At 65.6% G+C, this 7647-nt stretch carries 5 protein-coding genes; 3 read left to right on the forward strand and 2 right to left on the reverse strand.

Annotation, left to right across the window (positions count from 1 at the left end; genetic code table 11):
- The first annotated feature begins 30 nt into the window (after nt 1–30).
- On the forward strand, nt 31–2694 hold the full coding sequence (locus AB4Y84_RS08305; protein WP_363731596.1) for a TonB-dependent receptor: 2664 nt from the start codon (nt 31–33) through the stop codon (nt 2692–2694).
- Nucleotides 2695–2806: 112 nt separating this feature from the next.
- Nucleotides 2807–5161 (forward strand): beta-N-acetylhexosaminidase, encoded by a 2355-nt coding sequence (locus AB4Y84_RS08310; protein ID WP_442244405.1) that lies wholly within the window; start codon nt 2807–2809, stop codon nt 5159–5161.
- A gap of 84 nt (nt 5162–5245) precedes the next feature.
- On the opposite strand, the gene AB4Y84_RS08315 is transcribed toward AB4Y84_RS08310, so the two are convergent.
- Nucleotides 5246–5638, reverse strand: a complete 393-nt coding sequence (locus AB4Y84_RS08315) for a VanZ family protein (RefSeq protein ID WP_230111317.1) — start codon at nt 5636–5638, stop codon at nt 5246–5248.
- Complete coding sequence (locus AB4Y84_RS08320; RefSeq protein ID WP_442244406.1) at nt 5635–6819, reverse strand: class I SAM-dependent methyltransferase; 1185 nt, start codon at nt 6817–6819, stop codon at nt 5635–5637. Before AB4Y84_RS08320 ends, AB4Y84_RS08315 begins: the two co-directional genes overlap by 4 nt.
- A gap of 59 nt (nt 6820–6878) precedes the next feature.
- Between AB4Y84_RS08320 and AB4Y84_RS08325 the strand changes: the two genes are divergently transcribed.
- Entirely contained in the window at nt 6879–7616 is a 738-nt protein-coding gene (locus AB4Y84_RS08325; protein WP_025878691.1) for a pteridine reductase, read from the forward strand.
- Nucleotides 7617–7647: the final 31 nt, after the last annotated feature.

The following is a 7647-nucleotide window of genomic DNA, read 5'->3' on the forward strand; positions in this document are numbered from 1 at the left end:
GCATCCAATCGAGTGATGAGGAGAGACATCATGAATACCCGCAAGACCTTGCTTTCGGCCGCCATCATCAGCTGCATCGCCTTCAGTGCGCACGCGCAGCAGGCCGCCCAGACCGCCACCGATCTGGACACCGTCACCGTCACCGGTATCCGCGGTTCGATGGAAAAGTCGCTGGACACCAAGCGCGACGCCAATGCGCGCGTGGAAGTGGTCACCGCCGAAGACGTGGGCAAGCTGCCGGCGCACAACGTTGCCGACACCCTGCAGCGCCTGCCGGGCGTCAATATCAGCTCGTCCAGCGCCGATGAAGGCGGCTTCGACGAAGCCGACCGTGTCAGCCTGCGCGGCACCAGCCCCAGCCTCACCCAGACCCTGATCAATGGCCACACCGTCGGTTCGGCCGACTGGTTCGTGCTCAGCCAGGGCAACAACGTCGGCCGCAGCGTCAGCTACTCGCTGCTGCCGTCGGAACTGGTCAGCTCGGTTGAAGTGAACAAGTCCTCGCAGGCCAAGCTGCAGGACGGCGGCACCACCGGTACCGTCAACATCATCACCCGCAAGCCGCTGGAGTTCTCCAAGCAGTTCACCGCTGAAGGCTCGATCGGCATGGTGCGTTCGGACCAGGCCAAGTCGAATGACCCGCAGTACTCGGCATTGTTCAACTACAAGAACGAAGAAAACACCTTCGGCGTGATGGTGCAGGGCTTCAGCCAGAAGCGCGAACTGCGCCGTGAAGCACAGGAAATTCCGGGCGGCTTCTTCAAGATCGGCGCCGGTGATCCGGTTGCCAAGACCAATCCGGACCTGATCGGCGTCAACGTTCCCGGCCTGCTGGGTTCAACCCTGTTCGAACAGACCCGTGAGCGCAAGGGTGGCCTGGTCTCGCTGCAGTTCAAGCCGACCGACACCCTTACCCTGGGCCTGAACGGTTTCAGCTCCGAGCTGAAGGCGAACAACTACAACCGCAACTTCATGATGTTCGGCAACAGCTTCGCCAAAGTGCAGGCGCCGAACCCGGGCTATGTGGTCAAGGATGGCGTGCTGACCAACGCCACCTATGCAGGCGTGCCCGGCACCAACTACGCGGTGTACGACATGATCTACCGCGAGTCGAAGGCCAAGTCGAGCTACGTCACCTTCGATGCCGACTGGCAGATCAGCGACAGCCTGACGGCCAAGTTCCAAGCCGGCAGCACCAAGGGCACTGGTGAGACCCCGCGCCAGTACATCGCCGAGGTCACCGTTGGAAGCGGCGGTGGCGCCAGCTGGGCTACCCATGGCGCCGGCTCGCCGATCGACTGGAACGTCGGCGGCGACCTTTCGCCCAACGGCGTGACCAGCTTCGGCACCTGGGGCAACCAGCAGGTCACCGCCGAAGACAAGGAGAAGTGGGCCACGCTCGACTTCAACCAGTACTTCAACGACGGCGGCGTGCTGAGCTCCATCGACTTCGGTCTGCGCTTTGCCGACCACAAGCGCGAAGCGCTGTCGCCGGAAGGTGCAACGCCGGGTGATATCTGGAGCGCGCTGAAGAACGGTGCCACCTCCAACTATCCGAACGGCTTCGCTGGTGATATCGGCGGCACCTTCCCGCGCAACATCTGGTACTTCACCCCGGGTGCGTTGAAGGACGCGGTAACCAACAACTCCACCTGGCTGGCGGGCAACGACGGCCCGACCGGTCGCCACAACTACGGTGCCGAGTGGCAGGTGAAGGAAAAGAACTTCGCCGGCTACGTGCAGGCCAACTTCCGTGGTGACTGGTGGGCAGGCAACGTGGGCCTGCGTTACGTCAACATCAAGCAGGACATCAACACCTACAACGCGGTCAGCAATGCCGCCGATGCCGACGTCAGCAGCCTGTTCGGCATGTGGGAACGCGTGGCCTTCCAGAACAAGCGCAACCGCGTGCTGCCCAGCGCCAACATCAAGTTCGACCTGGACGACAAGCTGGTGCTGCGCGTAGCGGCCTCGCAGACCCAGACCCTGCCCGATTACTCGGCACTGGGTGCATCGTCCTACGGTTCGGATCTGAACCGGACCGGCGGCGGCGGCAATCCGAACCTGAAGCCGACCCTGTCCACCAACCTGGATGCCAATCTGGAGTGGTACTTCATGCCGCGCGGCCTGCTGTCGATCGGTGCGTACCACATGGACCTGAAGGACTACATCGCCTTCGACGTGGTTTCGCGCCAGCTGTACAGCGAACTGACCAACCAGCTTGAGACCTACCAGATCTCCACCCCGATCAATGCCGACGGCAAGGTCACGGGTGTGGAAGTGGCTTATGAGCAGCCGATCGGCGAGTACTTCGGCGTCAATGCCAACTACACCTACGCCAACGGCAGCACCGCGCACACCTGGTCGGACGGCTCGCACAACCTGCTGGGCACCTCGAAGAACACCTACAACGTAGGTGCCTACTTCGAGAACGAGCGCTTCGGCGCGCGGGTCAGCTACACCCACCGCTCCTCGTTCCTGATCAGCCTGTCGGGCACCAACCCGTACTACCAGGATGACTTCGGCACGCTGTCGGCGTCGCTGAGCTTCAAGGCCACCGACTGGCTGAGCATCAGCCTGGATGGCCTGAACCTCAACAACCCGACCTACAAGTACTACCAGACCGCGGCCATTCCGACCTCGTTCTACAGCAACGGTCGCCAGTACTACCTGAACTTCCGCTTCAAGTACTGATCCAACGGCAGCCTCATCGCCGAGTCGTGCACGCACGCCGGGCCTGGGTCATTCCGGGCCCGGCGTTTTTCATGTATAGCGAACATCGCACCCGATTCAAGGAGTCCTTCCGATGACGAAGCCCACCCGCGCCAGGATGCGCAGCCTTCTGTTGCTGGGCAGCCTGCTGGCCGCCCTGCCCGTGCTGCCGGCACTGGCCGCCGATGCCCCGGCACTCGATACCGGCCCCGGACCGCAGTTGCGCGCCGGCAGCCTGATGTTGATTCCCGCACCGGCCAACGTGCAGCGAGGCAACGGCGCGGGCATCACTGTCGGCGCGGGCACCGTGTTGCATGCCGATGGCGAAGCCGCACAGCGCGTCGCTGCACAGTTCGCCGATCTGCTGGCGCGCAGTGGTGGGCCGCGCCTGGCAGTGGCCAACGGCAAGGCCGTCACCAAGGGCGGCAGCATCCGCTTCCAGATCGTGCCGACCTTCCGCGACAGTGGCGAGGGCTACACGCTGGAAAGCACCGCGCAGGGCGTGGTGGTGCAGGCCGGCAACGAGTCCGGCCTGTTCTACGGCGCCACCACGCTGGCCCAGCTCGCCACCGGCGGCAGCAACGGCGTGCTGCCGGCCGTGCAGATCCAGGATGCGCCGCGTTTCAGCTGGCGCGGCTTCATGCTCGACTCGGCGCGGCACTTCCAGAGCCTGGACGAGATCAAGCGCGTGCTCGATGCGATGGCCGCGCACAAGCTCAACACCTTCCATTGGCACCTGACCGACGACCAGGGCTGGCGCATGGAGATCAAGCGCTACCCGAGGCTGACCGAGGTCGGCAGCTGCCGACTGCCGGCCGGTGACGGCGGCATCGATCCGGTCAGCGGCAAGGAGCATCCGTACTGCGGCTTCTATTCGCAGGACCAGATCCGCGAAGTGATCGCGTACGCGGCCGCGCTGCATATCCAGGTGATTCCGGAGATCGATGTCCCCGGCCACGCCACCGCTGCCATCGCTGCCTATCCGGAACTTGGCACGATCAACACGCCACTGAAGCCGTTGAGCGAATGGGGCGTGTTCCCGAACCTGTTCAACGTCGAGGACGGCACCGTTACCTTCCTGGAAAACGTGCTGGAAGAAGTCATCGCCCTGTTCCCGGCCAGGTATGTGCATGTGGGTGGCGACGAGGCGGTGAAGGACCAGTGGGAGGCATCAAAACAGGTGCAGCAGCGCATGCGCGCGCTCGGCATCAAGGATGAGATGGCCATGCAGAGCCACATCATCAAGCGCCTGGAAACCTTCCTGGAACAACACGACCGCCGCCTGATCGGCTGGGACGAAATCCTTGAGGGCGGCCTGCCGCCGCAGGCCACGGTAATGTCCTGGCGCGGCACCGAAGGCGGCCTTGCTGCGGCCAGCGCCGGCCACGATGTGGTGATGTCGCCGGTCAGTCACCTGTACTTGGATTACCTGCAGACGGCCTCGCCAAACGAACCGCCGGGCCGGCCGACGCAGGTGAACCTGGCCAAGCTCTACAACTACGAACCGGTGCCGGCCGAACTGGCCGCCGACAAGCGCGGGCACATCCTCGGCCTGCAGGCGAACATGTTCACCGAGCACACGCGCACCTACGCGCGTCTGCAGCACAACCTGTTCCCGCGCCTGGCCGCCGTGGCCGAGACCGGCTGGAGCACGCCGGAGCATCGCGATTTCCGCGACTTCCTGGCCCGCCTGCCCTCGCAGCTGCAGCGCTATCGCGCCTGGGGCCTGGCGTATGCGCAGACGCCGTTCGAAGTAGGCGTGGCCTACACCGATGACCGCGCGGCGAACACGGTGACCGTGTCACTGGCCAATCCGCTGGGCTATGAAGTGCGCTACAGCAACAACGGCCAGCCGGTGACCGCGCAGTCGCCGCTGTACCAGCAGCCTTTGACGTCCACGCTGCCAGCGACGGTGCAGGCGGCTGCGTTCTACCAGGGCCAGCCGCTGGCCGCGAAGCCGACGGAGGCGTCGTACACCACGCAGTCGCTGCTGTCGCGGCACAGCGAGGAACTGCGCAGCTGTGTCGGTGAGAAGGGCCTGGTACTGCGCCTGGAAGACGATGGTCCGCGCGAAGGTGCGCGTGCGGTGTTCACCGTCGATATCTTCCAGCCCTGCTGGCGTTGGCCGCAGGCGCAGTTCGATGGCATCGGCAGCGTGGAAGTGCGTGCGGGCCGCATTCCGTACTACTTCCAGCTGGCCCATGACGAGCCGAAGCGCCGCTTCGAGAAGGCCCGGAGCGCGCACGGCGAAATGCTGATCCGTCGCGGTGACTGCACGGGCAAGGTACTGGCGCAGGTGCCGCTGCCGGCGCAGACCAATGCAGACGGCTTCGTGACCCTGCGCGCGGATTTGCCGAAGGGCACCTCGGGTACGGGTGATCTGTGCATCAACTTCACCGGCGACACGCGCCCGGCGATGTGGGTGCTGGATGAGGTGACGCTTCGGTAGATGCCAACCCTGGTTGGCGCTTTACGGCGGGATCCACGCATGGCGTGGATCTACCGGTAGACGCCAACCTTGGTTGGCACGCCTTTACCCCCGCCAGCGCAGCAGGATGTCGCGCAGCGGGGTCAATGCGGTGGCCATCCCCGCCAACACGCCAATGGTGTTGGCCACCGCATCCATCGGATCAGCCATGCGATTGCTGGTCAACGCGCCCTGCGCGAACTCGATGCCGACGCCCATCAGTACCAGGCCAGCCCCCACCCACAGCAGTGGGCGGCCACGCCGGAACAACTGCACCGCGCTGCCGGCCAGGATGAAATAGGCCAGGAAATGCTCGCCCTTGTCGCTGTTTTCCGGCAGCGGGATCGGCGGTGGCGGAATCAGGCAGACCACGATCACCGTCAGCACCGCCAACACCCACAACGCGCTCCACAAGCGTGGCCGCCGCAGCGGTTTGATCACCGGCAACGCTGCACTCACAGGCGCCAGCTCAGGTCACCCAGTTCGAAGGCCGGTTCGAAATCGACGTCGCGCTGCAGGCCAATGGCCTGGAACCGCTCGCCCATCTCCGTTGGCAGGGTCAGCTTCTTCACCTGGTCGCGCAGCTGGATGCGGCCCACTTCATCGGTGCGCTCCTCGGCCAGGGTCAGCACCTGGTCCAGGCCGTTGCCAAGCAGGAAACTGGCCTGGCTGCAGTAACCGGCCAGCTCGAAACCGCCGTGCAGGCCGGCCTCGGCCATGGCAGTGAAATCGACCGACGCGGTGATGTCCTGCAGGCCCGGCCAACGATGGATCTCGTTGTGCACGTGATGGCGGTAGAACGCGCGCACGGTGCCGTCATCGCGCTCTTCCTGGTAGAACTCGCCCCGGTTGTAGCCGTAATCGACGAACAGCATCGCGCCGCGGCGCAGGCCACCGGCCACCGCCTGCAGCCAGTACGGCAGCTGCGGCAGCACCTCGGAACGGTAGCCATCGGCAAAGGGCTTTTCCAGATAACGTTCGAGATGGCGCACCGCGCCGTTGAGCAGCACGTCGGCCGGCTGCGCGCCACGGATGAAATTGCCCTGCCCGTCCAGTTCGACGGTTTCCTCATACACCTCGCCGTCCTTGATGAGGAAGCGCGGTGTCGGCAGCGCATCGATCACCTCGTTGGCGAACACCACGCCGTCCCAGTCGTCCTCGAACGGGCGATCAAGCCACTCCACCCGGCTGGCCAGCTCAGGCGGCAGGTTCTGCTGCAGACGCTCCTGCTGGCGCTGGCGCAGGTCCGCGCTGGGCTCGAGAATCGCGTAACGGGCCGGCAACGCGTCCAGCTCGGCCAGGCGCAGCAGCACCGCCTCGGCGAAGGCGCCGGTGCCGCCGCCCAGTTCCAGCATCCGTGCGTGCGCATCGAGCTGGCCGAACACCGGCGCCAGCGCATTGGCCACGCTGCCGGCGAACAGGCTGCCGAGTTCTGGTGCGGTGGTGAAATCGCCGCTGCCGCCGAATTTGCTGGCACCGGCGCTGTAGTAGCCCCAGCCCGGCGTGTACAGGCACAGCTCCATGAAGCGGGAGAATGGCATCGCCCCACCCTGTGCGAGGATCTCGGCACGCAGGGCGGCGGCCAGTTGATCGCTGTGGGCCTGGGCATCGGCTTCGGGCAGGGGGAAGGTAGGCTGCATGGCGTCTTCGAATGCGGTGACAATGGTGCACAGGATAGCCGAGCCTTGGAGGACCCTCGATGAGTGACACCGCCCCCGTGGCCCTGATCACCGGCAGCGCACGCCGGATCGGCGCAGCCATCGCCCGCCAGTTCCACGCCTGTGGCTGGTCAGTGGTGCTGCACGCGCATACCTCCAGCGCCGAACTGCAGCAGGCCGCCTTCAACCTGGACAACGAGCGCCCCGGCAGCGTGCTGGCGTTGCAGGCCGACCTGCGCGACGCCGATGCCCTGGCCGATCTGGTCGAGCAGGCGGTCACCCACTTCGGCCGCCTGGATGCGCTGGTCAACAACGCCTCCAACTTCTTCCCCACCCCGCTCGGCCAGGTCACCGCCGAGGCGATGGACGAGCTGTACGCGGTCAACGCGCGCGCGCCGCTGCTGCTGGCCCAGGCCGCCGCGCCTTACCTGCGCCGCCAGCACGGCTGCATCGTCAACCTGACCGACCTGCACGGCACCGACCCGATGCGCGACCACATTGCCTACACGATGGCCAAGGCGGCGCTGGAAATGGCGACCCGCTCGCTGGCGCTGGAACTGGCGCCGAAGGTGCGGGTGAACGCGGTGGCACCCGGTGCGATCCTGTGGCCGGAACAGGGCAAGGACGACTTCGCCCGCGAGGCGCTGCTGGCGCGCACGCCGCTGGCGCGGATCGGCACCGTCGAGGAAATCGCTGAAGCGGTGTACTGGCTGGCGGCCGAGGCCAGCTTCGTCACCGGCCACACGTTGCGCGTGGATGGTGGGCGTACGGTCAGCTGAAATGCTGCCGGCCAGCGGCCGGCACTACCGG

It is taken from the genome of Stenotrophomonas sp. 2YAF22 (assembly GCF_052114665.1).
Taxonomy (GTDB): domain Bacteria; phylum Pseudomonadota; class Gammaproteobacteria; order Xanthomonadales; family Xanthomonadaceae; genus Stenotrophomonas; species Stenotrophomonas indicatrix.